Annotated in this window: 16 protein-coding genes; 8 read left to right on the top strand and 8 right to left on the bottom strand. The window is 62.9% G+C overall.

Features of this window, described 5'->3' with window-relative positions:
* Positions 1-285: 285 nt before the first annotated feature.
* Both XcodCFBP4690_RS01255 and XcodCFBP4690_RS01260 read left to right on the top strand, forming a co-directional pair.
* Positions 286-1,656 (top strand): NTP/NDP exchange transporter, encoded by a 1,371-nt coding sequence (locus tag XcodCFBP4690_RS01255; protein WP_104539239.1) that lies wholly within the window; start codon positions 286-288, stop codon positions 1,654-1,656.
* Between the two features lie 290 nt (positions 1,657-1,946).
* Positions 1,947-2,300, top strand: a complete 354-nt coding sequence (locus tag XcodCFBP4690_RS01260; protein ID WP_104539240.1) for a DUF1304 domain-containing protein — start codon at positions 1,947-1,949, stop codon at positions 2,298-2,300.
* A 464-nt stretch (positions 2,301-2,764) separates the two neighbouring features.
* Here XcodCFBP4690_RS01260 and XcodCFBP4690_RS01265 read toward each other — a convergent pair whose 3' ends face one another.
* Together XcodCFBP4690_RS01265 and XcodCFBP4690_RS01270 are read right to left on the bottom strand one after the other, a co-directional pair.
* Positions 2,765-5,239, bottom strand: coding sequence for an acyl-CoA dehydrogenase (locus XcodCFBP4690_RS01265; RefSeq protein WP_104539241.1), 2,475 nt, complete (start codon positions 5,237-5,239; stop codon positions 2,765-2,767).
* On the bottom strand, positions 5,236-6,159 hold the full coding sequence (locus XcodCFBP4690_RS01270; RefSeq protein WP_146091803.1) for an alpha/beta fold hydrolase: 924 nt from the start codon (positions 6,157-6,159) through the stop codon (positions 5,236-5,238). The genes XcodCFBP4690_RS01265 and XcodCFBP4690_RS01270 overlap by 4 nt, the downstream gene beginning before the upstream one ends.
* Positions 6,160-6,295: 136 nt before the next feature.
* On the opposite strand from XcodCFBP4690_RS01270, the gene XcodCFBP4690_RS01275 reads away from it, so the two are divergent.
* The 3 genes from XcodCFBP4690_RS01275 (at position 6,296) to XcodCFBP4690_RS01285 (ending at position 12,234) form a co-directional block, all read left to right on the top strand.
* The gene (locus XcodCFBP4690_RS01275; RefSeq protein WP_104539242.1) at positions 6,296-6,904 is read left to right on the top strand and encodes a TetR/AcrR family transcriptional regulator; all 609 of its coding nucleotides are present in this window, start codon (positions 6,296-6,298) and stop codon (positions 6,902-6,904) included.
* Between the two features lie 361 nt (positions 6,905-7,265).
* Positions 7,266-10,226 carry a TonB-dependent receptor domain-containing protein gene (locus tag XcodCFBP4690_RS01280; protein WP_104539243.1) on the top strand — a complete coding sequence of 987 codons (2,961 nt, stop codon included), beginning with the start codon at positions 7,266-7,268 and terminating at the stop codon, positions 10,224-10,226.
* Between the two features lie 259 nt (positions 10,227-10,485).
* Positions 10,486-12,234 (top strand): sulfotransferase, encoded by a 1,749-nt coding sequence (locus tag XcodCFBP4690_RS01285; RefSeq protein ID WP_167394414.1) that lies wholly within the window; start codon positions 10,486-10,488, stop codon positions 12,232-12,234.
* On the opposite strand, the gene XcodCFBP4690_RS01290 is transcribed toward XcodCFBP4690_RS01285, so the two are convergent.
* The 4 genes from XcodCFBP4690_RS01290 to hslO all read right to left on the bottom strand — a co-directional run bounded on the left by XcodCFBP4690_RS01290 (position 12,235) and on the right by hslO (position 17,846).
* Entirely contained in the window at positions 12,235-12,897 is a 663-nt protein-coding gene (locus tag XcodCFBP4690_RS01290) for a 2OG-Fe(II) oxygenase (protein ID WP_104539245.1), read from the bottom strand.
* Positions 12,851-15,778: a TonB-dependent receptor domain-containing protein gene (locus XcodCFBP4690_RS01295; protein ID WP_167394415.1), complete on the bottom strand. Its 2,928-nt coding sequence runs from the start codon at positions 15,776-15,778 to the stop codon at positions 12,851-12,853. Before XcodCFBP4690_RS01295 ends, XcodCFBP4690_RS01290 begins: the two co-directional genes overlap by 47 nt.
* A gap of 191 nt (positions 15,779-15,969) precedes the next feature.
* Complete coding sequence (locus tag XcodCFBP4690_RS01300; protein WP_208622666.1) at positions 15,970-16,803, bottom strand: XOO1806 family protein; 834 nt, start codon at positions 16,801-16,803, stop codon at positions 15,970-15,972.
* 152 nt (positions 16,804-16,955) lie between these two features.
* Positions 16,956-17,846 carry an Hsp33 family molecular chaperone HslO gene (hslO, locus tag XcodCFBP4690_RS01305; RefSeq protein WP_104539248.1) on the bottom strand — a complete coding sequence of 297 codons (891 nt, stop codon included), beginning with the start codon at positions 17,844-17,846 and terminating at the stop codon, positions 16,956-16,958.
* Between the two features lie 75 nt (positions 17,847-17,921).
* On the opposite strand from hslO, the gene mtgA reads away from it, so the two are divergent.
* The 3 genes from mtgA to XcodCFBP4690_RS01320 are packed head-to-tail and all read left to right on the top strand — an operon-like array spanning position 17,922 to position 20,105.
* Positions 17,922-18,668, top strand: coding sequence for a monofunctional biosynthetic peptidoglycan transglycosylase (gene mtgA / locus XcodCFBP4690_RS01310; RefSeq protein WP_104539249.1), 747 nt, complete (start codon positions 17,922-17,924; stop codon positions 18,666-18,668).
* A 2-nt stretch (positions 18,669-18,670) separates the two neighbouring features.
* Positions 18,671-19,717 (top strand): glycosyltransferase family 2 protein, encoded by a 1,047-nt coding sequence (locus tag XcodCFBP4690_RS01315; protein WP_104539250.1) that lies wholly within the window; start codon positions 18,671-18,673, stop codon positions 19,715-19,717.
* Entirely contained in the window at positions 19,677-20,105 is a 429-nt protein-coding gene (locus XcodCFBP4690_RS01320; RefSeq protein WP_104539251.1) for a CBS domain-containing protein, read from the top strand. Before XcodCFBP4690_RS01315 ends, XcodCFBP4690_RS01320 begins: the two co-directional genes overlap by 41 nt.
* Before the next feature lie 91 nt (positions 20,106-20,196).
* Here the strand turns inward: XcodCFBP4690_RS01320 and XcodCFBP4690_RS01325 are convergent, their stop codons facing one another.
* Both XcodCFBP4690_RS01325 and trhA read right to left on the bottom strand, forming a co-directional pair.
* Positions 20,197-22,152, bottom strand: coding sequence for an AsmA family protein (locus XcodCFBP4690_RS01325; RefSeq protein ID WP_104539291.1), 1,956 nt, complete (start codon positions 22,150-22,152; stop codon positions 20,197-20,199).
* 56 nt (positions 22,153-22,208) lie between these two features.
* Positions 22,209-22,853, bottom strand: coding sequence for a PAQR family membrane homeostasis protein TrhA (trhA, locus tag XcodCFBP4690_RS01330; RefSeq protein ID WP_064507376.1), 645 nt, complete (start codon positions 22,851-22,853; stop codon positions 22,209-22,211).
* Positions 22,854-22,909 lie beyond the last annotated feature (56 nt).

Genomic DNA, 22,909 nt, shown 5'->3' on the forward strand with positions numbered 1-22,909 from the left:
AGCACAAACTGCCGGAAGATGAATGGGCATCATATTGATCCTATTGACGATTTTGATTCAGAAACCGGGCCGCTTCGAGCGCCTGAAGTGCAGCCGGTGACCTGCATGTGGACCTGTGGCTGAAACGCTGCAAGCGGCGTGCCGGACGATGGAGCCATGGCATCCGCGTGCGGCGGCCGCTGGTCGTGCTGCGCTGCATCGGCTAACTTGCGCGCTTCTTCCGCCGCGTGCTGTGGCTGCCATGCTCTTGCTGTCGGGCTCGTTCGCGCGGGCGATGTTGACGCCATGACCCACTCGCTTGCACCGCGCTCTGCGCTTGGCCGGCTGAGCGCAGCATTGCGCCGTTCGCCGCCGCTGACCTGGTCGTTCCTGTATTTCTTCTGCCTGCTGAGCGGGTATTACGTGTTGCGCCCGGTACGCGAGGCGATGGGTGCCTCGGCGGATGTGGAAGCGATCTTTCCCACCGGCGTGATCGCCTTCTTCGCCGCACACGGTGTGCCGCTCAAGGACTTCACCTTGCAGGTGCTGTTTACCTGCACCTTCCTGATCATGGTGCTGCTGCAACCGCTGTACGGTGCGCTGGTCAGCCGTTACCCGCGGCGTGTGTTCCTGCCGGCGGTGTACGGCTTCTTCATCGCGACCCTGCTGCTGTTCTATGTGCTGTTCGACAGCGGCGTGCCCGGTCGCGGCATGGCGTTCTTCCTGTGGGTGACGGTGTTCAACCTGTTCGCGGTGGCGGTGTTCTGGAGCTTCATGGCCGATGTCTTCAGCAATGCCGAGGCGCGCAACTACTACGGCTACATCGGTGCGGCGGGCACGCTGGGCGCGTTTCTCGGGCCCGTCCTCACCCGCACCTTGGTGGAGCGGATCGGCGTCGCCCATCTGATGCTGGTGTCGGCCGGGTTCCTGACGGTGTGCCTGGTGTGCGTATTGCGGCTGCGGCTATGGGCGGTGGCGCGCGAACGGCAGTTTCGCCTGGATTCGGGCGAAGTGCCGATGGGCGGCGACGTGTTAGGCGGACTCAAGCTGATCGTGCGCGAGCCGCTGTTGCGCTGGCTGGCGCTGATGACTCTGTTCGGCGTGGGCGTCGGCACCTTGCTCTACAACGAGCAGGCCGCGTTGGTCCGTCGGCTGTATACGGATGCGGCGGCCAGTACGGCGTACTACGCCACCATCGATCTGGCGGTCAACGCGCTGACGCTGGTGCTGCAATTGCTGGTGACGCGTGCGCTGTTGTCGCGCTTCGGCATTGCGCCGGCGCTGCTGATTCCCGGCGTGGCCATCACCCTGGGCTATGCCGTGCTGACGGCCTCGCCGTTGCCGATGATGATCGCGATCGTGCAGGTGATCACCCGCTCCAGCGAGTTCGCGCTCGCCAAGCCGGCACGCGAGACGCTGTACACGCGGGTCAATCGCGAGTGGCGCTACAAGGCCGGCGCGGCGATCGATACGGTGATCTACCGCGGCGGCGACCTCAGCTTCGTGTGGATCCACAAGCTGGTTTCGGCCTTGGGCTCCAGTGCGGTGTTCGGCGTCGGCTTGCTGGCTGCGGCGGGCATGACGGTTGGGGCATTCGGCCTGTTGCGCGAAGCGCGCAAGCTGCCTGCAGAGCGCGATGCGGCGGAGGAGCGAACCCCGGCCGGCTCGCAGGGCTGATCGACGGCGCAATGTGCGTTTTGCCGCGGGTGCATGCAGGTGGGCGAGGACCGCCTGCGCCACGGTGCGGCTGGGGCTGAGCGCGCATGCCATGTCCACGCCTCGGCGCTGTCTGCGTTGCTGGTGGTCTCCCGGCGGTGCCGTCGATGGCATCGGGCTACCCTGGAGTCCCCGTCGTGCCGGTTGCGCCATCCCGGCAGGAGCCGATTGCCGGCCTCTGCGTGGTTTTCCCAACGAAGAGCAGGTGATCGCGGCTATGCTTGCCGCCCCGTCCATCACTGCTGCCTGCCATGTCCCTGTTCGCCATCGTTGCCGGCCTGTGCGTCGCCCTGCTGCACGTCTACATCCTGGTGCTGGAAATGCTGCTGTGGACCCGCCCGTTGGGTCTGAAGACCTTCCGCAATACAGCGGAGAAGGCGCAGGCCACGCGCGTGCTGGCGGCCAACCAGGGGCTCTACAACGGCTTTCTGGCCGCTGGCCTGTTCTGGGGCGCACTGGCCGAACGTGCGGACGTGCTGAGCTTCTTCCTGGGCTGCGTGGTGGTGGCCGGTTGCTACGGCGCCTACAGCGTCAACCGCCGGATCTTCTTCGTGCAGGCCTTGCCTGCGCTGATCGCATTAGCGCTGCTGTGGTTGCCGAGCTGAGCGAAACGCTTGGGCAATCGCTCCTGGGCGCGGCTGCGCGGGCGATGGTGTCCTGGCGGTAGTCGCTGGCCCGTCAGCTAGTACGCAAGCGCGGAGGCGGAACGGTGCAGCGCCTGGTCGCTGTTTGCGATGGCATCGCTGTATCTGCAGGACGGTCCGGATCTTCTTGATTGGCTGGAGGCGGGAGTCCTTCGCCTGGCAAGCCACGTGCGATCACTTCCACGGTGTACTCACCAGCTTGATACGCGATCAGGCATGACAGCTGGCATCGCCGGCGCGATGGATTGGTGCCCTAGGCCCCAGCCATGACCTGGCAAGACGCCCGCGCAGCGCCCTTGTGTTGATCTTGCCCGGCACATCCGGCACGTGACGTCTGCGCTGCAGCCACACCTGCCGTGCCCTCAACCGCAAACGGCGAGCCGAAGCTCGCCGTTTGTTTTTGCCTTGTCGACGAAAGCGCCAAATCAGGCCGCTTCGCGCGGCTGCTGTGCCTGCGGCTTGTCGTAGAAGCTGGCCGCACGCAATTCATGCGGATCGAAGTCGTCCACGGTGATGGTATCCATCATGATCTCGCGCAGTTCTTCCAGCAGCTTGCGCTCGTCCAGCGTGAGCACGCCTTCGGCGACCGCTTCGTCCAGCTGTGCGGTGAACTCCAGCGCTTCGATGCCCTTGGTCTTGAGCGCCTTGAGGAACTTGCGCTCCACCGGCTCGGCCATCACGGCTTTGGTCAGATAGCTGGCGATGCGACCACCCGGGTTGTTGGCGCACGGGGTCAGGAACACACCCTGTGCCAGGCGATCGCGTGCCTCGTTGGGCGCCATCAGGATCGATGCAACGCGGTGGCCCAGACGGTCGCCCGGCGCTTCGGCTCGGCGGCCCAGCGGGAAGATCAACACCCACATCAGCCAGCCCACCGGACGGATCGGGAAGTTGCGCAGGGCGGCCGACAGCGCGGTTTCGATCTTGTGCACGCTGTCGTGGAAGGCCCAGGCCAGCAGCGGCTGATCGCTGGCCGGTGCGCCTTCATCGTGGTAACGCTTGAGCATCGCGCTGGTCATGTAGATGTGGCTCAGCACATCGCCCAGACGGCCGGACAACGACTCCTTGAACTTCAACTTGCCGCCCAGCATCAGCATCGAGACGTCGGCCATCAACGCCAGGTTGGCCGAGTAACGGTCCAGCTTGCGGAAGAAACGGCGGGTGTAGGCATCGCCCGGCGCGGCGCCGATGCGCGCACCGGTCAGGCCGAACCAGAACGAACGCACCGCATTGGAAATGCCGAAGCGGATATGGCCGAACAGGCTCTGGTCGAACGCTTCCAGGCCGCGACGGGTGTCCGGATCCTGCGCTGCCTGCATTTCCTTCATCACCCACGGATGGCACAGGATTGCGCCCTGGCCGAAGATCAGCAGGCTGCGGGTCATGATGTTGGCGCCTTCCACGGTCACGCCGATCGGCGCGGCCTGCCAGGCGCGGCCGGCGAAGTTGCGCGGCCCCAGGATGATGCCCTTGCCGCCGATCACATCCATCATGTCGCTGACCACTTCGCGGCCCATGGTGGTGCAGTGGTACTTGGCGATCGCCGACGGCACCGACGGCACGTCGCCGCGGTCCACCGCCGCTGCCGTGGCCTGCGACAGCGCACTGATCGCATAGGCCTTGCCGCCGATACGCGCCAGCGCCTCTTCCACGCCTTCGAAACGGCCCACCGACAGGCCGAACTGCTTGCGGATGCGTGCATAGGCTCCGGTGACCACCGCAGCCGCCTTGCTGCCGCCACTGGCGGTGGAGGGCAGGGTGATCGAGCGACCCACGGCCAGGCACTCGTTGAGCATGTTCCAGCCCTTGCCGACCATTTCCACGCCGCCGATCAACTGGCTCAGCGGAATGAACACTTCTTCGCCATGGATCGGGCCATTCTGGAACGGCGAGTTCAACGGGAAGTGGCGGCGGCCGATTTCCACGCCGGGGGTTTCGCGCGGCAGCAGCGCCAGGGTGATGCCGATGTCCTTCTTGTCGCCGATCAGACCTTCCGGATCGTAGGCGCGGAAGGCAAGGCCGATCAGCGAGGCGACCGGTGCCAGGGTGATGTAGCGCTTGTCGAAGGTCAGCTTGACGCCGAGCACGTTGGCGCCATTCCACTCGCCTTTGCAGACGATGCCGTAGTCCGGGATCGAGGTGGCATCGGAGCCGGCAAACGGACCGGTCAGGCCGAAACACGGCACTTCCGCACCCACGGCCAGACGCGGCAGGTAATAGTCCTTCTGTTCCGGAGTGCCGTAGTGCAGCAGCAGCTCGCCGGGCCCTAGCGAGTTCGGCACGCCGACGGTGGAGCTGACCACGCTGGAGATCGAGGACAGCTTCTGGATCACCTTGTGGTGGGCCAGCGCGCTGAAGCCCAGGCCGCCGTACTGCTTGGGAATGATCATGCCGAAGAACTTGTTCTTCTTGATGAAGTCCCACAACTCCGGCGGCAGGTCGGCATGGACGTGGGTGATTTCCCAGTCGTTGACCATCTTGCACAGCTCTTCCACCGGGCCATCCAGGAACGCCTGCTCTTCGGCGGTGAGCTGCGGCTTGGGATAGTTGAGCAGCTTCTGCCAATCCGGGTCACCGGTGAACAGTTCGCCTTCGAAACCGACCGAGCCGGTCTCCAGCGCGATGCGCTCGGTCTGCGACAGCGGCGGCAGCACCTTGCGGAAGAACGCCATCAACGGCGTGGTCAGCAGCGGCTTGCGCAGGAAGGGCAGCAGCACTGGAGCGGATACCAGCACGACCAGCGCGGCCGCAACGATGGTGGCGATCAGGTTCGCGTCCAGCAACCAGCACGCCACCAGCACGCAGGCGCTGATCGCAACCCAGGTCGCAAGGCGCATCCGGTGATAGGCAGCGATACCCGCCGCCAGGATGACGAGGAGGAACGGTGCAACGATGCTCATGGTCTTGCTCCAGTGACATGCTCGGTGATGTTGGACGCTGCGATGGTGCCAACCGAGGGTAATGCGCCCAGGTACTGCAACACGGTGGCGGTAAACGTGGTGTTGTCGTCGCCGGCCAGCATGTGCGTGGCATCGGGTAGATGCACATGCTGTGCGTGCGGCACGATCGACAGGAACTCATTGATGGTGGCCGGCGTGACCAGGTCGCTGCGTCCGCCGCTGATCAGCAGCATCGGGCAACGCACCTGCGCTGCGGCATCCAGCAGCGCATGCTGCTGCAGCTGCGCATCCTGTCCGGCCAGCTCGTCGACCAGGCGCCGATCCCAATGCCATTGCCAACGGCCGTCGTCGCGCTGGCGCAGCAGCGCCTGCAACTGGCTTGCCGTCTTGCGTGGCCGATGCGGCAGATAGTCGGCGATCGCATCGGCGGCGGCCTCCAGCGAGGCGAAGCCATCCGGGTGCGCGGTCATGAAGCGCAGGATGCGCTCCACGCCGCTGGTGTCCCAACGCGGCGTGATGTCGACCAGCACGATGGCGCGAAACAGGCCCGGCCAACGCGCTTCGGCAAGCAGCCCAAACAATCCCCCCATCGAGGCGGCGACCAGCACCGGCGGTTGCGCGTGCTCGCCGGCCACCACGATCAGGTCATCGGCGAACTGCGTCGGCGAGTAGCGCACCTCGGCCGCATTGAAGCTTGAATCGCCATGCCCGCGCGCATCGTAGGACAGGGCACGGTAGCCAGCCTTCGCCAACGCGCGTGCAGTCGCTTCCCAGGCATGCCGCGTCTGCCCGAACCCATGCGCCAGCACGACCGTTTGCGCGCGTTCGGCGCCTTGGACCGACACCGCCAACTCGGCATCGCCAGCGCTGATGTGCGGCGCAGACACAGTGCGGGCGAGGGTAGGAGGACGAGTGACCATACCTAATGGTATGGATTCGTCACGGCAGCTGTCAATACTCTCTGGTATGGACGGTTAAGCCATTGAATCATGGCGATTGTGCGTCGATTTCGTGACGCATACTGCAACTGACTCAAGCGTATGGTTAAATCGCAGCATGAACGACATCACCGAATCCAGCCCCACCACTCCCCGGGCCAGTTCCGGCCGCGGCAACCGCCTCAGTGCGGACGACTGGGCGCAGGCCGCGCTGGACCTGATCGCCGAACAAGGCGTGGGCGCGGTTGCCGTAGAACCGTTGGCGCGCCGGCTCGGCGTGACCAAGGGCAGCTTCTACTGGCACTTCCCATCGCGCGACGCGCTGCTGCAGGCCGCCCTGGAGCGCTGGGAAATCTTTGAACAGAAGGAAGTGTTCGGCAGCCTGGAAGACGTCCCGGACCCCAGCGCCCGCCTGCGCGCCCTGTTCCAACTGGTCGCCCATGAAGTCAAACCACACGTGATCTATAGCGAACTGCTCAAGGCCCTCGACCATCCTGCGGTGCGCCCGGTCATCGACCGCGTCTCGCAGCGCCGGCTGGATTACCTGATCGCCTCCTTCCGCCAGGCCGGCCTGTCCCGCACCGACGCCCAGCACCGTGCCCGTCTGGCCTACGCCGCCTATGTCGGCTTCCTGCAGCTTTCGCTGCAACTGCAGCAACCCAAGCCCGCCCGGGAAGATTTCGAGGCCTATGTCGAGCATGTGATTCAGACCTTGATTCCTGGCTGATCGCAGCACCTGCCTGTGTATGTGGCTACTGGATCTATGTTCAGGTCGCTAGACCATGGTGGAATAAGTCTTTGTTTTAAAAGAAAATTCTAATGTTTTCGGTTGGGCTCTCTTGCCGCATGGTCATGGCTTTGGAGCTTTTAGCGGCAGCTGCAACGGGAACTTTAGCGGTCTTCGAGGGGGCTGGCGAAAGCTAAGTGCTCCCTGAATTCACGGAAAGACAATTTCTCGTTAACGCATCTTTAATTTTTCAAACTTGGTAGCTACTATCGGCTCCACCTTTCGCTTTGGGTTCGCTTCTTCGATCCCTCGAACGGTTGTTCATTACGCCACTACCAAGATCTTGGAGAGAGAGAGCTCAATGATTTACAAGACCAGCAAGCTTCGCGACGCGATTTCATTCGCCATCGCGGTTGGCGCGACTGCCTCGGCACTGCCTTCGATCGCCATCGCCCAGGACGCCGGCGCGACCAACCTCGATCGTATCGAAGTGACCGGTTCGCGCATCCGCCAGGTGGATACGGAAACCGCTCAGCCGATTCTGACCGTCAGCCGCGCCGACATCGAGAAGCAGGGCTTCTCGTCGGTCGCCGACATCCTGCAAAACATCAGCGCAGTCGGCACGCCGCCGATCAGCCGCGCGTCGCCGCTGTCTTCCGGCGAAGCGGTCGGTGGTACCTACATCAGCCTGCGTGACCTGGGTGCGGCTCGTACGCTGGTGCTGGTCAACGGCAAGCGTCTTGGCATCACCACTGACGGCCTGCAGGACATCTCCACCGTTCCTGTCTCCTCGATCGATCGCATCGAGGTGCTGAAGGACGGTGCTTCCTCGATCTACGGTTCCGACGCGATCGCCGGTGTCATCAACATCATCACCCGTACCAACTTCGATGGCGCGACCGGCAACGTCTACTACGGCCAGTACTCGCAGGGCGATGGCGAGACGACCAATGCCGATTTCGTGATGGGCGTGACCGGTGAGCGTGGAACCCTGACCGTTGGCATCGAGTACGCCAAGGAAAACAAGGTTGCTGCCTCTGACCGTCCTTACTCGGAATTCCCGCGCTCGTCCAATCATCCGGACTTTGGCTGGACCGCCGTCGGCGAGTTCGGTGGATTCGTCAGCCGTCCGGCGGATGCGCTTCCCAATGTCCGTTACCCGGCCGCCACTGCAGCCAACCCGAATCGTGAAGTCCGCGTGCTGGTACGCGATGGTGGCAACCCGGACAACCCGGCTGACTACCGCGCTCAGAACACCGACCAGACCGTTACCCAGGACAAGACCAACACCAACCGCTGGACCGACCTGCGCACTCCGCAGGAGCGCCGCTCGCTGTTCGTGGATGGTTCGTACGACCTGACGGACAACGTTCGCTTCCGCACCAACGTGCTGTACAGCAATCGTGATTCCGAGCGCCAGATCGCGGGCTACCCGTACCAGGCACTCGCATTCGGTTCGCCGATGTCGGTGGATAGCGCATTCAATCCGCTGAACCGCGAAATCCCGAACTGGTGGCGTCGTACGACCGAAGTACCGCGCACCACGCGTGCGGAGCTGACCACGTATCGCTTCTCGGGCGCGTTCGACGGCTCGTTCAATGTCGGCGACCGCATCTTCGACTGGGATGTGGGTTACCTCTATAACAACAACAAGCTGGTGCAGAGCGGTTACGGCGATCTCAACCTGACCTCGTTGCGTGCAGCTGTGGGCCCGTCCTTCATCAACGCCTCCGGCGTTGCGCAGTGCGGCTCGGCTGCCGCTCCGATCGCTCTGGCACAGTGCGTGCCGTTCAATCCGTTCATCGCCGCTGGCCTGACCGGTCCGGGTGCACTGACCGGCAATCAGGCCCTGCAGGACTTCCTGATCCCTACCACGCACGCGACCGCAGACACCAAGACCAAGGTCATTTCTGCCAACTTGTCGGGTAGCTTGTTCACCCTGCCGGCTGGCGATCTCGGCTTTGCCGTGGGTGCCGAGCAGCGCAAGGAAGAAGGCGAGTTCAGCCCGGACGCGTTGGCGCAGTCGGGTAACACTTCTGGTCTGGCCAACTTCCCCACCGGTGGCAGCTACAAGGTGGAAGAAGTCTACGCCGAGCTCAACGTGCCGATCCTGGCTGATCTGCCGTTCGCCCAGGAGCTGAGTCTGAGCCTTGCTTCCCGGTATTCCGACTACAACACCTTCGGCGACACCGTGAACAGCAAGTTCGGCTTCAAGTGGAAGCCGATCCAGTCGCTGCTGGTTCGCGGTACCTGGGCCGAAGGCTTCCGTGCGCCGACCATCTCCGACCTCTATGGCGGCGGTTCGCAGACCTTCGATTCCTATACCGATCCCTGCGACGTCCAGTTCGGTGCTTCCCGCACCAGCGCCGCTGTCCGCGCACGTTGCGCTGCAGCACTGCCCGTCAATGCGGCTACCTTCCGTCAGCAGGCGCAGGGGTTCGTGCCGACCACGGCAGCCTCGTCGCAGACGCCTCTGGCGTTCCTGTCCGGCTCCAACGAAGAGCTGACCCCGGAAACCTCCACCTCCAAGACCTTGGGTTTTGTGTGGAGCCCGGGCTTCGTCAACGGCTTGAACGTGTCGCTTGACTGGTGGCAGATCCGCGTCGAAAACACCATCATCGGCGACACCGCCAACCTGATCCTCAACGATTGCTACATCAACGGCATCGCCGAGCGCTGCAACGCGTTCACTCGCGATCCGGTCAGCGGCATCGTCAACACCTTGAGCCGTACCTCGATCAACGCGGGTTACCGCGAGGTTGAGGGTTACGACTTGGATCTGGGCTACCGCCTGGCAACCGACGCAGCCGGAACCTTCGGCGTCAAGTGGACGACCACCTACACCAGCCGCGACGAGTTGGTCACCACCCGTAATTCCGTCACCAATCCGAACCCGTTCACGGGCGTGGGCTGGGCGGGCACCACCACCGGCACGCACTTCCGTATCCGTTCCAATGTCGCTTTCAACTGGGATAAGGGCGACTTCGGTGCCAGCTGGACGGTGCGTTACTTCTCCGGCCTGAAGGAAACCTGCCTGAGTGCGTCGCTGTTCCCCGACGAGTGCAGCGATCCCAACTACCGCGCTCCGAACAACCAGGGCGTTTCGGTTGGTAACCCGACCAACGAGCGTGGCGCGACCATCTTCAACGACGTCCAAGTACGTTGGAACGCTCCGTGGAACGCGACGATTGCTGCCGGTGCCAACAACGTGTTCGACCGCGTCGGCCCGACCCTGTACAGCCAGCCGAGCTCCAACGTGTCTTACTTCGGTGGCTTCGATATCGGTCGCTTCCTCTACATGCGTTACACCCAGCGGTTCTGAGAGTGGGTTTGAAAGCTTGACCTAGGCTACGCCCCCGATCTCGGGGGCGTAGTTTTTTATGCGTTGTTACATAACTGTCTTGAATGTCGTAACACGTAGAATCTTGAAGTCTCCTGAAGTCTTTGTATGCATGGTGAATCCGTAGCGTTTGATTCGATGCGACGGGCACGTTTCTTGCGAAATTTCACTGGCCAGGATGTGAGATCATTCATCAATGATCATGTCGGCGTCTGCTCACCAAGAAAGAATGCGGGCATGGATGCGTGAAGGTGTCGCGCCCGCTGTTTCAAACAGCGCCGGATGGCTGGCATTTGCAGAAGAGCTGCATCGCCACGGCGTTCTCCATGATGCTTGTCATGCCTACTGGCATCTGGCGACTCTTCAGCCTTCCGAGCCGGCCTATCTAATCAATATCGGAAATTTATTGCTTGAACTAGAAGACTTCGGACAGTCTCTGGTCGCCTTCGAAGAGGCCATCAAGCGCGGTGCTGGAAACGAAGTGGCTTGCCAGTTGGGTCTAGGGCTGGCATTGCTTTATCTTCAAAGATATCAGCAGGCAGAAATAAGCCTTGGGCGTGCCTGGCGGCAGGAGCCCGACGCATACGACGTTGCTCTGGCCTATGCGCAATGCTTGATGGAGCTCGAGCGATTTGACGAGGTGAGATCTTGCCTTGGGCATCTGGATCATCGGGCAATGTCTCGCGCGCAATGCGAGAGTTTCGCCTGGTTGCTCGCCAATTGCGGCGAAGAGTTGCGCGCGTTGGCGCTGTATGAGCAGCTGCTTGACGACACTACCGCAACGAGCGAGTTACGAGTACAGCTCGTTCTTTTGCTCGAAAGACTCAATCGCCTGGACGAAGCCGGTCGCCATCTGCTGCACCAAAGCGTTGTCGGAAGCGAGATGTCTCCGATGAAGGCACTTGCGATGGGGCGAATGCTGCGGCGACAAAAGAAGTACGAAAGCGCTGATAAGAGTCTTGCATCGGGTATCGCGATGGCTGGGGATGGAGCAATTGGAGCATTGCTGGAGTTCGAGCGGGCCAAGAATGCCGATGCAGGCTGTCGCTTCGATGACGCCATGGCTGCATTGGATCGCGCGCACGCGCGTGCCATCGTGGCTTACACTCGCCGTTTTCCAGGGCAGACGGAGGATGGCGCCCTGGGATGGCTGGACGAATCTTTAAGAGCTCCAGTTCCTTTAACTTGGCATTCCTCGCAAACGAAAGGTGGGCGTTCAGAAGATCCGACATTTCTTGTGGGTTTTCCGCGGTCAGGCACAACACTTTTGGAGCGCATATTGGATGCGCATCCAGGTTTCGTCGTATTGGATGAGCGACCGGCGTTGGAGGAGGCTATCGCCTGCTTGCGTGCGGGCATGGATTTGGCCGAGCCGCACCTGGACGACTGGTTGGCTTCGCTTTCCGACACTCAGATTGGCAAGGCGCGAGATATCTATCATGCGGTGGTCGCCAAGTATGTTTCCGTAGATTCGTGCTTGATCGATAAATATCCCTTGAATTTGACGCGAGTCCCGTATATCGCCCGGCTATTTCCGCGTGCGAAATATATTCTCCTTTTGCGCGACCCTCATGACTGTGTATTGAGTTGTTACATGCAGGCATTCGGTATGCGTGGAGGCGCACTCTCATTCGCAACCTTGGAGGCCTCCGCAGAGACGTATGTAAAGGTAATGTCTTATTGGGAGCGCCATAGGGCATTGGCCAGTGCCCAAGTCCATGTAATTCGATACGAGGATCTGGTCAATGACATGCCGTCGCATGTATCGGCATTGCTACACTTCCTCGCGTCTGAGTGGGACGATGCCGTGACAAGTTTCCAGGAGCTCGCCAAGTCGCGACCCACGCGAATCAATACGCCGAGTTACGCCCAGGTTATCGAGCCGATCCATGATCGTGCAATTGGACGGTGGGAGCACTATCGACATCATTTCTCCCCGCGCACGCAACATCTTCTTGCGCCATGGCGCCTCCGTTATGGTTACGCCTAGTCAGCGTTGTGGGAAACGGAGATACGTGGAGAGGATGTACTTGTCCCCGCTCGTGGGTGGCCTGCCTTGATGTGCGTACATCCAATATGGCGGAAACATCAAAAGCCTACCGGCTCGCGGCGTAATGCCATGGTTTAAACCTGGAAACCAGGTTTCGCCGCCTTGCTCGACATCATTGAGATACCAGAGAAAAACCAGATACCGATCGCAGACGCTATTTATCGAATCGAAGTGCGTCTGGAAGCGCTCATCGCTTTCGGGGCGATAACGCTTGAGGATCAATGGGCTGAGAAGCGGGCTATCAGGGACCGCGATACTGAGGCCGATATCGGCATTGTAGCGAGCGAGTTCCTTGCTGATCAGAGAGCGGAAAAAGCTCAAAAATGCGTGATCTGACAGTTTGGAGATATCCAGCTCTGTCCACGCGCTGTCGTCCAGCCCGGGGCGCACGCCTCGGCCGTTCCGTTCGTGGAATTCGCCCAGCGTCAGAAAAGATTCGACCAGCTTGGCGCACAGTTGCGGCGGCAGGCTGTTGTCGTATGTCCGAATGAAGTGCCGAAGATGATCCTGAGAGGAGGGCGCCGCGGATGCGGCGCCCTCTTCCCCGTGATGCAGATCAGAATCGTGCAGTCCAACGCATCCAGTAGTACCTGCCGATGGCATCGTAGGTCCGCAAGTCGGTGGAGGCATTGAAGCCGGAATAGACCAGGGGTGGTTGACGGTCTGCCAGGTTGCGAACGCCGATCTGGATCGTACTGTTGTTCAGCGACTCAAGGCGATACCCCAACTGGAAGTCGGTCTGGGTATACGACGGAACTTGGCGCTTGGCCACGTAACCGTCGGTACCGACCTCGGCAACGTCTGGGGCCTCGTTCACATGGTGGACGTATCGGGTGGTCAGACTGGCATTCAGATTTCCGAACGTCCAGGTCAGATCATTGAGGGCGCGCCAGCGTGCAATATTACCGAAGCCTGAGGATGCGGAATCCACAAATGTGCCCGCCAAGCCCTTGCTTTCCGGTATTCCGGGGAATGCACCGACGTCGCTGGTGGGATCTCCCGAGAGCAGGCGAACATCGTATTGACGAATGTATGTCGTATCCAAATTCCACGACAGCTTGCCCCACGCAGCTTCCTGCGTGTTGTAACGGAAGCCCAGGTCGACGCCGCTCGTACGCAATTCACCAAAATTGCCGATCACATTGGTCATTTGTGCAACGTCGCCGGCTGCATCGCGAATGAATGTGTCGCAATAGCGCCCAAACTGGTAGCACTGATTCAACATCACGGTCTCGGGCAGATTGGTGATGAACTGATCAAGGCTTACACGCCAGTAGTCGGCAGTCACGCTGAACCCGTCGAGCCAGCTGGGACTGTAAACGAAGCCATATGTAAAGACGTCACCTTCTTCCGGCTGAAGGTTCGGGTTCGACACCTGGAACGAAGTCACCTGATTGTTGCTCTGGCGGAATGAGCCATCAGGAGCAACGCCTGCACACGCACGCGGATCTGCAGTCGCCTGTCCCGAATAGCCATTGCAGGGATCGACGTAGCTATTCGCGCTGGGAACCGTCGGCGAGAAGAGGTCGCCGATGGTCGGTGCACGGAACACATCTGCATACGTACCGCGGATCAGAAGATCGGAAAAGGGCTTCCACTCTATACCGACCTTCGAATTGGTCGTGCCGCCGAAATTCGAGTAATCGGAATAACGCGTGCCCATCGTCAGGTTCAGTTTTTCTGCAAAAGGCACCTCGCTCAAAAGCGGAATGAGCGCTTCTGCGTAGACTTCATTGACGTCGAACTTTCCGGAGATGTCGCCGTAAGTACAGGCTTCCTGCGTGGTGAGGCAGACAGTTTCGCCCGGCGGGATGATGGTCAGGAAATCGCTGGTCGAACTGGCAGATTCCTCACGGCGTTCCACGCCAACTGCCAGGGACACGGTGCCTGCAGGAACATCGAAGAGGTCGCCGGTCGCATTGGCGTTGAAGACCTTCAGGGTGTTTTCGTTGGTGTTGGTAATCGTCGGGTTGATCAGACTGAGCGCGTTCAACTGCGCTTGGCCGGTCGGGGTGGTCGCGTCGGGGGCAGGACCCAGGAAGTTGACGGGCAGGCAGCCATTGATCGCCGTTGCCGGGTTTCCTGGCGTACGGACGCAGATCGGATTTCCGGTTGCCGGGTCGATCATTGATGGGCCGAGTGCGGCGGCCAGACCGGGACTGTACAGATATCCCTTCACCGAGGATGACTGCGGTGAGCGGCCGTATCCGTAAGATGCGTCCCAACTCCAACTGCTGTCACCGAAGGCGCCGCGCAGCCCGCCGGTGATCTGATATGTCTCGGTGGTGAAACGCGTGGTGCGTGTAGGAATGAAATCACGAAGGCGCAGACGTGCGTCCGTGATGTCGACCCCGAAAGGGTTATAGAGGCTATCTGCGCTGATCGGAACATCGTCCACAGCAGGACGACCGTCGAACGGCAACGGTGCCAGGGCAAAGGCGGATTCAGTCCGCAACCAGGAGCCCAGTACAAATGCCTCGACGTTGTCGCTGAGCTTGTAAGTGCCGTTCATGAAGAGGCTGGTCCGCTCCTGCGGCGTCAGCGTCAGGTTTCCATCCGCCTGATAGTTGTAGACGTCCGTTTGCGGATTGAAGCAGCGGAAGTCGGATGGAGACGAACCAGGACGGCCATCGATACGCGTCAGAGTGACATTTGCGCCCGCCCCACAATTGGGATCGGCGAGGTTGACGCCAGCAGCATTGGCGCGCGGCACGACGTAACGGCCAGTCAGAATACGACTGGTACCGCCGATACCCTTCTCGCCTGCGTACAGCTGATACGGTTGACTGGAATAGGTGCGATCCGCGGCGCGAACCTCGTCAGCCTTGTCGTAGCTGGCCCCCAGCATCAGTGCGCCTCGATCGCTGGTTATCCCGAAAACAGCGTCGTAGCGTTGGGTCGCAGCATCGCCGCGCGCGGAGGTTCCGTAGTAGGCGCTCGCTTCTACACCATCGAGGTTGTTGCGAAGGATGAAGTTGACGACGCCACCGATCGCGTCGGATCCATAGATCGCCGACGCGCCGTCCTTCAACACTTCGACTCGCTCAATCAGGCCGAGCGGGATCGAGTTGATGTCGACGGCGCCATTGGCGTTGCTAACCGTGCCTATCCATCGGCGTCCGTCCACCAGAACCAGAGAGCGATTGACGCCCAATCCGCGTAGGTCCACCGTCGCCGCGCCCGCGCCGCCGCCATTGTTCACCTGCGGATTGGTCGCCGCGCCGGCAATAGCCGGTGTGCGTTGGAGAAATTCACCGACTGTCGCGGCGCCGGAACTCTGGATGGTCTGACGGTCTATCACGAACACCGGGCTGGATGTTTCCAGATCAGCGCGCTTGATACGCGACCCAGTGACCTCGATCTTGTCCAGGTTGGTCGTGGAACCAGCTGATGCGTCTTGGGCGAAGGATACTGGGGAATAGATTCCTCCGACGGCAAGCGCAAGTACGACGGCGTCACGCAACTTGCTTGACGTGTACTTCATGGGCTCTCTCTCCATAACAATTTGGGGTAGGCCTGGCAGGCGGGTCCGAAGATGCGGTCCCAAGGCGACAGGGTGAACCGATGGTATATGGCAAGCAGAGAGAATTAAAGTCCCGTTAACGCAGAGCGGGCACATACAAAAACGCCACCGCAAAACGGTGGCGCTACGCTAAATTTGATGGCTGGGCTGCTCTACAGGTCCTGCTCGTACCGGACGTACGGAACCGTGCCGTCGCTGTTGCTGTCGTTGTTCGGCGCGAAGGGGTTCTTGCCGCGCGAGATGACGTTCTCGGCGCCGACAGTCAGCTGGCCGCTCCAGGGGGTGCGCCAGGTCAGGCCCAGGCCCAGGCCTTCCCACTTCTCCGGCTGGCCGGGGACGTCCACGACGCGGCCGATGACATTGGCGCTGAAGGCGCCATAGCCGCCGCCAACGCTCAAGGTCTTGCTGTCCCATTGGTCGGCAATGGCGGGGGAGACATCTGCGAGCGGCACCAGCCGTGCGCGGGCGTAGGTGCCGCCGATCGAGACGAAGCCTTCGCGGCCGATGTTCTTCTGGCCGAACACGGTCAGATCGTTTTGCTCGACGCGCGTCAGCGGTGCCTTGCCGGCGCCGATCAGCCAGGCGGGCAGGGTGTCGCGACCGGTACCGGCGGTGACGCCCACTCGGCCGCCGGCGCGGTTGAAGCCCAGCGTTCCGGACACCCGGCGCGAGGCGGCGGCGCTGTCTTCCTCGTCGTCGCCGATGCCGGCCAGCAGGCAATGGCTGGCCAATCCGCTGATGTTGGTGCCACGGCTGCTGTTGCAAAGCAGGCCCAGCGAATCGCCGGAGGTCAGGCCGAATGCCGCGTCCAGGGAGTTGCGACCGAAGTGCCAGCGTGCGCCGGCCTTCTGTTCACCGGTAGGTTCCAGATATAGGAACGCCTCGACCTTGCCGCTTCCCTTGTTCCACACCGGCAGGATCGTGCTCTCGCGCAATTGCTGCGCCGACTGCGCGTGCACGCCCGTGGCTGCCGCAAGGGCAACCAGCAAAGCGAGCGGAAGGCGCAGAAGGTGTCGCATACCGAGAGTCAGACCCAGGCGTAGTTGTTAAGTTCCCGAGAGCGGGCAGGGAGAATGCTAGGGTGTTTATGATTATTTAACAAGTAGTCACGTTCCCCGGAACGCAGCCGTAATGCTATCTATTGCAACCGTTCCGGCGCCTGCTGAGAGGGTTGCGCTGCACTGAAAAGTACGGCCAGATCGGTCAACGGAAAGTGATACTCACGACCGCAGAATTCGCAGCGCACGTCCACGCTGCCGGTCTCTTCTGCGGCGGCGCGCGCCTCGTCTTCGCCCAGCGATTGCAGCATCGCGGCAACTCGTTCGCGCGAGCAGGAGCAGCCAAAAGCAAGTGGCTTGCTGCCCATCAACTGCGTGTCTTCTTCGTGGAACAGGCGGTGCAGCAGGTCGTCGCTGGCGACCGACAACAGCTCCGGCGCGCCGAGCGTGTCGAACAGGGCGCCGATGCGGGTCCAGCCGTCGGTGTCGCCTTCGTCGCCCGGCAGCTTCTGCAGCAGCAGGCCAGCGGCCTGATCCGGGCCGGCCGCCAGCAGCAGGCGGGTCGGCAGCTGTTCGGACTGCTGGAAATAGGTTTCGAAGGCCTCGGCCAGGTCCGGGGCCTGCATGCCGACCAGGCTCTGGTAGCGCTGCGGTTCGCGCGGGTCCAGGCCGGGGTTTTCGATGGTGATCGCCAGCAGGGCGGCCTCGCCCAGCTCGCGCAGGTCGGTCGGCGCATCGGCGCCGTCGGCCAGTTGCACGATGCCGCGCAAGGTGCCGGCGGCGGTGCATTCGGCAAACAGGGTGCGCAGCGTGTCGTTGCCGCGCAGCTGCACGGATAGGCGCCCATCCACCTTGGTGTGGCCGGTGAACAGAGCGGCCGCCACCGCGGCTTCGCCAAGCAGCTGGCGCGCGGCTGGCGGGTACTCGGCGGCGCCCTGGATGTCGTGCCAGGCCTTGGTCAGACGCACATGGACTCCGCGCACGCCGGCGGCCGGCAGCAGGAAACGGGAAAGCTGATCGTGATCGGTCATGGAGACATCGGACGTAAGGGACGCCGGTTGCCGGATAATGCGGCAGGCATCGGGATTGAAGGTCGAAGCGAACTAATGGGGACGGATGCATTGGATGGCAAGCAGGGGACACCACCGCGGCGCAGGCGCTGGCTGCGCTGGCTGCGCTGGCTATTGGCCGCGCCGCTGCTGTTCGCCGCCGCGAGCGTGTTGCAGGTGCTGGTGCTGCGGGTGGTCGACCCGCCGATCAGCAGCACGATGGTGGGCCGCTATCTGGAAGCCTGGGGCGAGGGCGATGTCGGGTTTTCCCTGCATCAGCAATGGCGCGACTACGAGAAGATCGCCGCCAGCCTGCCGATCTCGGTGGTGGCGGCAGAGGACCAGCAGTTCCCGATGCATCACGGGTTCGATCTGCAGGCCATCGAAAAGGCGCGCGATCACAATGCGCGCGGCGGGCGGGTGCGTGGCGCGAGCACGATCAGCCAGCAGGTCGCCAAGAACGTGTTCCTGTGGCAGGGCCGCAGCTGGCTGCGCAAGGGCCTGGAGGCCTGGTACACGGTGCTGATCGAGTTGTTCTGGCCCAAGCAGCGCATTCTGGAGGTGTATCTCAACGTGGCCGAGTTCGGCGACGGCGTGTATGGCGCGCAGGCGGCTGCCCGGCAGTTCTGGGGCAAGGATGCGGCCGGGCTGTCGCCGACCGAGTCGGCGCGCCTGGCTGCGGTGCTGCCTTCGCCGCGGCGCTATGACGCGCGCCGGCCGGGCGCCTATGTGCAGCGGCGCACGGCGTGGATCCAGCGGCAGGCGCGGCAGCTGGGCGGCGCTGCCTACCTGCAGGCCAGGTGAGCATGAGCAGTATCGACCCCAGCGCCGCCCCTGCCGTTGGCGAGCGGCTGACCGTGGTGATTGCGGCCTACAACGAGGAAACCAGCATCCCGTTGTTGCATCCGCGGCTGTGCGCGGTGCTGGCGCAGCTGCATGGGCTGCAGACGCAGGTGCTGTATGTCGACGACGGCAGCACCGACGGCACCTGGGACGTCTTGCAGGCGCTGGTGCAGGCCGATGCGCGGGTGGGCGCAGTACGGCTGTCGCGCAATTTCGGCAAGGAAGTGGCGGTCTCGGCGGGACTGGATCATGTGCTGCCCGGCGCGGTCGTCCTGCTCGATGCCGATGGCCAGGACCCGCCGGAACTGATCCCGGAATTCGTCGCGCTGTGGCGGGCCGGCTACGACAATATCTTCGGAACACGCGTGTTTCGCGAAGGCGAGAGCTGGATCAAACGCAGTGCCGCCCATGCGTTCTATCGGGTGATCCGGCGCCTGTCGCGCACGCCGATCCCCGCCGACACCGGCGATTTTCGCCTGCTGTCGCCGCGGGTGGTGCAGGCGTTGCAGCAGTTGCGCGAGCGGCATCGCTTCATGAAGGGCCTGTTCGGCTGGGTCGGATTCCGCCAGGTGGCGCTGCCGTACCGGCGCGCGCCGCGCCTGTCCGGGACCAGCAAGTTCACGGCCTGGCGGTTGTGGAATTTCGCGCTGGACGGCATCACCAGCTTTTCCACGGTGCCGTTGCGGGTAGCGACCTATCTGGGCCTGCTGACGGCGCTGGCGGCGTTCCTGTTCGGAGGCTGGGTGGTGATCAAGGCGGCGCTGGTGGGCGATCCGGTCGCGGGCTGGCCGACGATGATGTCGGTGATCCTGTTCCTGGGCGGCATCCAGTTGATTGCGCTGGGCCTGATCGGTGAATACCTGGGCCGCTTGTACGATGAGGCCAAGCAGCGCCCGCTGTACCTGGTCGATACCCAGCGCGGCGCGGTGGGAGTAGGCTGCGATCACCAGACCAAGCGCGGAGCGGGCCATGCAGACCGTACGACAGCTGTTGGGGACCAAGCAGGTTGAGGTGTTCGCCGTTGCGGCCGATGCCGCAGTGATCGAAGCGATCCGGCTGATGGCCGAGAAGGGCATCGGCGCGGTGTTGGTGATGGACGGGGCGAGGCTTGCCGGCATCGTGTCCGAGCGCGATTACGCGCGCAAGGTGGTCTTGCGCGAGCGTTCGTCCCACAGCACCAGCGTGGCGGAGATCATGAGTTCGCAGGTAGTGACGGTGTCGCCTTCGGACACCGTGGAGCGCTGCATGCAGCTGATGACCGAGGGCCGCTTCCGGCATCTGCCGGTGGTCGAAAATGGCCGTGTGCAGGGGGTCATCTCGATCGGCGACCTGGTCAAGGCGGTGATCGAAGATCAGCGGCGCGATATCGATCAGTTGCAGCGGTATATCGCCAGCTGACATCCGCGCGTGGTGCCGGTGCGGTCGTTGGCAAGCCTTCCGGGTAGGTGATCAGCGCAGGCGCGCCAGTGATCGGGCCCCGCCTTGGTGCTCACTGCGCGTACTTGCCGCCGCAGTCGCTGTCCTTGCCCGGGCCAGGTTCGAAGGTGGCCAGCAGCGCGGCGGGTGGCGCGATGCTGCCCAGGGCAACGGCGATCGCACCACGCACGCCCAGGGCCTTGAAATCGGGGCGGAACGAGGGGTCCTTGAAGGTGCCGGCAATGCGCAGCGGCGAACGCAGGCTCAGGATGCTGCGGTCCTTCGGGCGCGGGCGCAGCAGCAGGTCCAGGGTTTCGTTCTTCAGGCTGATGTTGCCCTCGCCGACGATGATGGTGTCGGTACTGTCGAAGGCCAGGGCGCGCGATTGCATGAGACCGTCCTGCACGCCGAAATCGCCGAAGATGCAGCGCACCGGGATCTGGCGGTCCTTGGTGATCAGGTACTTCAGCGATTCGGCGATGTCCAGGCCGGCCAGCTCCATGATCAGGTTGCCGACATGGCCGCGGCCCATGCCCACGCCAATCGAGCCATCGGCGCTGCCGAGCATGGCGGCGATCGAGTTGCCGCGGCCGCGCAGATCCAGCTCGCCGCCGATGGCGCCGGAGGCCTGCCTGGCCAGGGTGGCATCGGGAAACAGCCGGTCCAGCCGGATGCCGCGGATGCCGGCCTTCAGATGCGTGGCGATGACCTCGTTGCGCGCATCCATGCGGATGGTGGAGCGGATATCGCCGCCGGCCACGCCAAAGTTGAGTGGATCCAGCTGCAGCAGGCCATCTTTCAGGTTCAACGAGGCATCCATGTCGTCCAGCGGCCAGGACGGTGCGTTGATGCGTTGGGCGCGCCAGCGCACCTGCGCATCCATGGCGCGCAGCTTGGACAGGTCGTAGGGCGTGGCCGGCAGGACACGCGCGCTGGCGGCAAGTTGGCTGGCCTGCTTCTTCTGTTGCGCATTGGCCGATTCATCTGCGCCGGTCTTGGGCGGTGCGCCGACGAAGCCTGCAAGATCGTCGAAATCCAGGCGTTTGGAGGCCAGGTCCGCGCGCAGGAACGGGCGCTTGTTGCGCAGGTCGATCTCGGCGATACCGGACAGGTCGCTATCGCCGGCGGTGCCGGTGAACTTCTCGTAGCGCCACACATCGCCATCGCGCCGCAGCCGGCCGTCCAGTGCATACGGCGGGGTGGAGGGCATGGCAACGCCGGTCAGTGGATACAGGTCCTGCATGTCCTGGCCGCTCAGCGCCATCTGCAGGTCGAACACGCGGAACTGGAACGGATTGGTCAGCGTGCCGCGCACATGCGTGCGGGTGGCGCCGGCACGCCCACGCAGATCGACGCGGAAGGGATGCTCGCTCTGGCTCAGCTCCAGCGGCGAAGCGGTGTCGCCTTTCAGCGTGAATGGGTAGCCCTTCCAGCGGCCCTTGCCGTCGATGCCGATCGGCGCCGCACGCTGATCGCTGCGCGGCGGCGCCAGGCTGTTGATCGCCACGTCGATATCCGATCGGCTGGCGTCGTCGATATAGCGCAAGCGCCCGTCTGTCACCAGCAGCCTGCCAAGCCGCGGCATGCTGCCGTCGCCGCCGTCGGTATCGAACACCCAGTTGCCGGGATGGCCGTCGCTGCCGGCTTCGAGCAGCACATTCGGATGATCGAGCCGGATTTCCGGCAAGCGAACCGTGCCACGCAGCAGGGGCCATAGCTCCACATCGATCTCGGCTGCGTTCAATTCCGCCATCGCGCCGCGTGTGGACCAGGCGGCATTGCCCAGCTGCAGGCGTTGGCCGCGAACCGTGGTGATGCGACCCAGATCCACGTCCAGGTGGCCTAGATGGAATTCGCGCCCAGTCTTGGCACTGACCGCACGCTCGACCGGGCCGCGCAGCCAGTTCCAGTCGAACAGGATCAGGAAAACCACCACGAGCAAGGCGACGATGCCAAGCCCGATCAGCCAGCGTCGCCGACGCGGTTGGCGCAAGGTGCGTGGATCGGCGGCGGGAGTCACGTTGTTCACGTGCGCATGGTTGGCGATGGCTCGTGCAGGCCGCGCGAACGCCCGCACGCGCCGCCTCACATCACTTGCTCGATCACCGCAACGAAGTGGCAGGCGCTACCGGCAAGCACGAACAGGTGCCAGATGGCATGGAAGTAACGCTGGGTGTCGCGCTGATAGAAGTAGGTGCCCAGGGTGTAGAACAGCCCGCCGGCCAGCAGCCAGCACAGCGACCAGGTGTCGACCGAGCGTAGCAGCGGCTGGATCGCCACGATGATCAGCCAGCCCATGGCCAGATACAGGATGGTTGAGAGCAACCGAAAACGGCCGGTGAAGAACAGCTTGAAGATCACTCCGGCGGCGGCGATCGTCCAGATGGCCGCAAACAACCCCCAGCCCCATGGGCCGCGCAGGTTGATCAGCGTAAACGGCGTGTAGGTGCCGGCGATCAACAGATAGATCGCGCAGTGATCCAGCACCTGCAGGCGCGCCTTGGCGCCTGGATGCGGGATGGCATGGAATAGCGTTGAGGCGACGTAGAGCAACACCAGCGTGGCACTGAACACGATGGAGGTGGCCAGCTGCCAGCCATCGCCATAGATGGCGGCCAGCGTGATCAGCACCGAGCCGCCGGCCAGGGCGGCAATGGCACCCAGGCCGTGGGTCACGGCACTGGCAATCTCGTCGCGCAGGTCGGTCGAGGGGGAGGCGTCTGCGTTCATTCCAAAAAGGTACCGCAACTGCGAGCGATTCGCATCGCCGGCAGTGGCATGCGTCG

This window comes from Xanthomonas codiaei (genome assembly GCF_002939785.1).
In the GTDB taxonomy this organism is placed as follows: Bacteria; Pseudomonadota; Gammaproteobacteria; order Xanthomonadales; family Xanthomonadaceae; genus Xanthomonas; species Xanthomonas codiaei.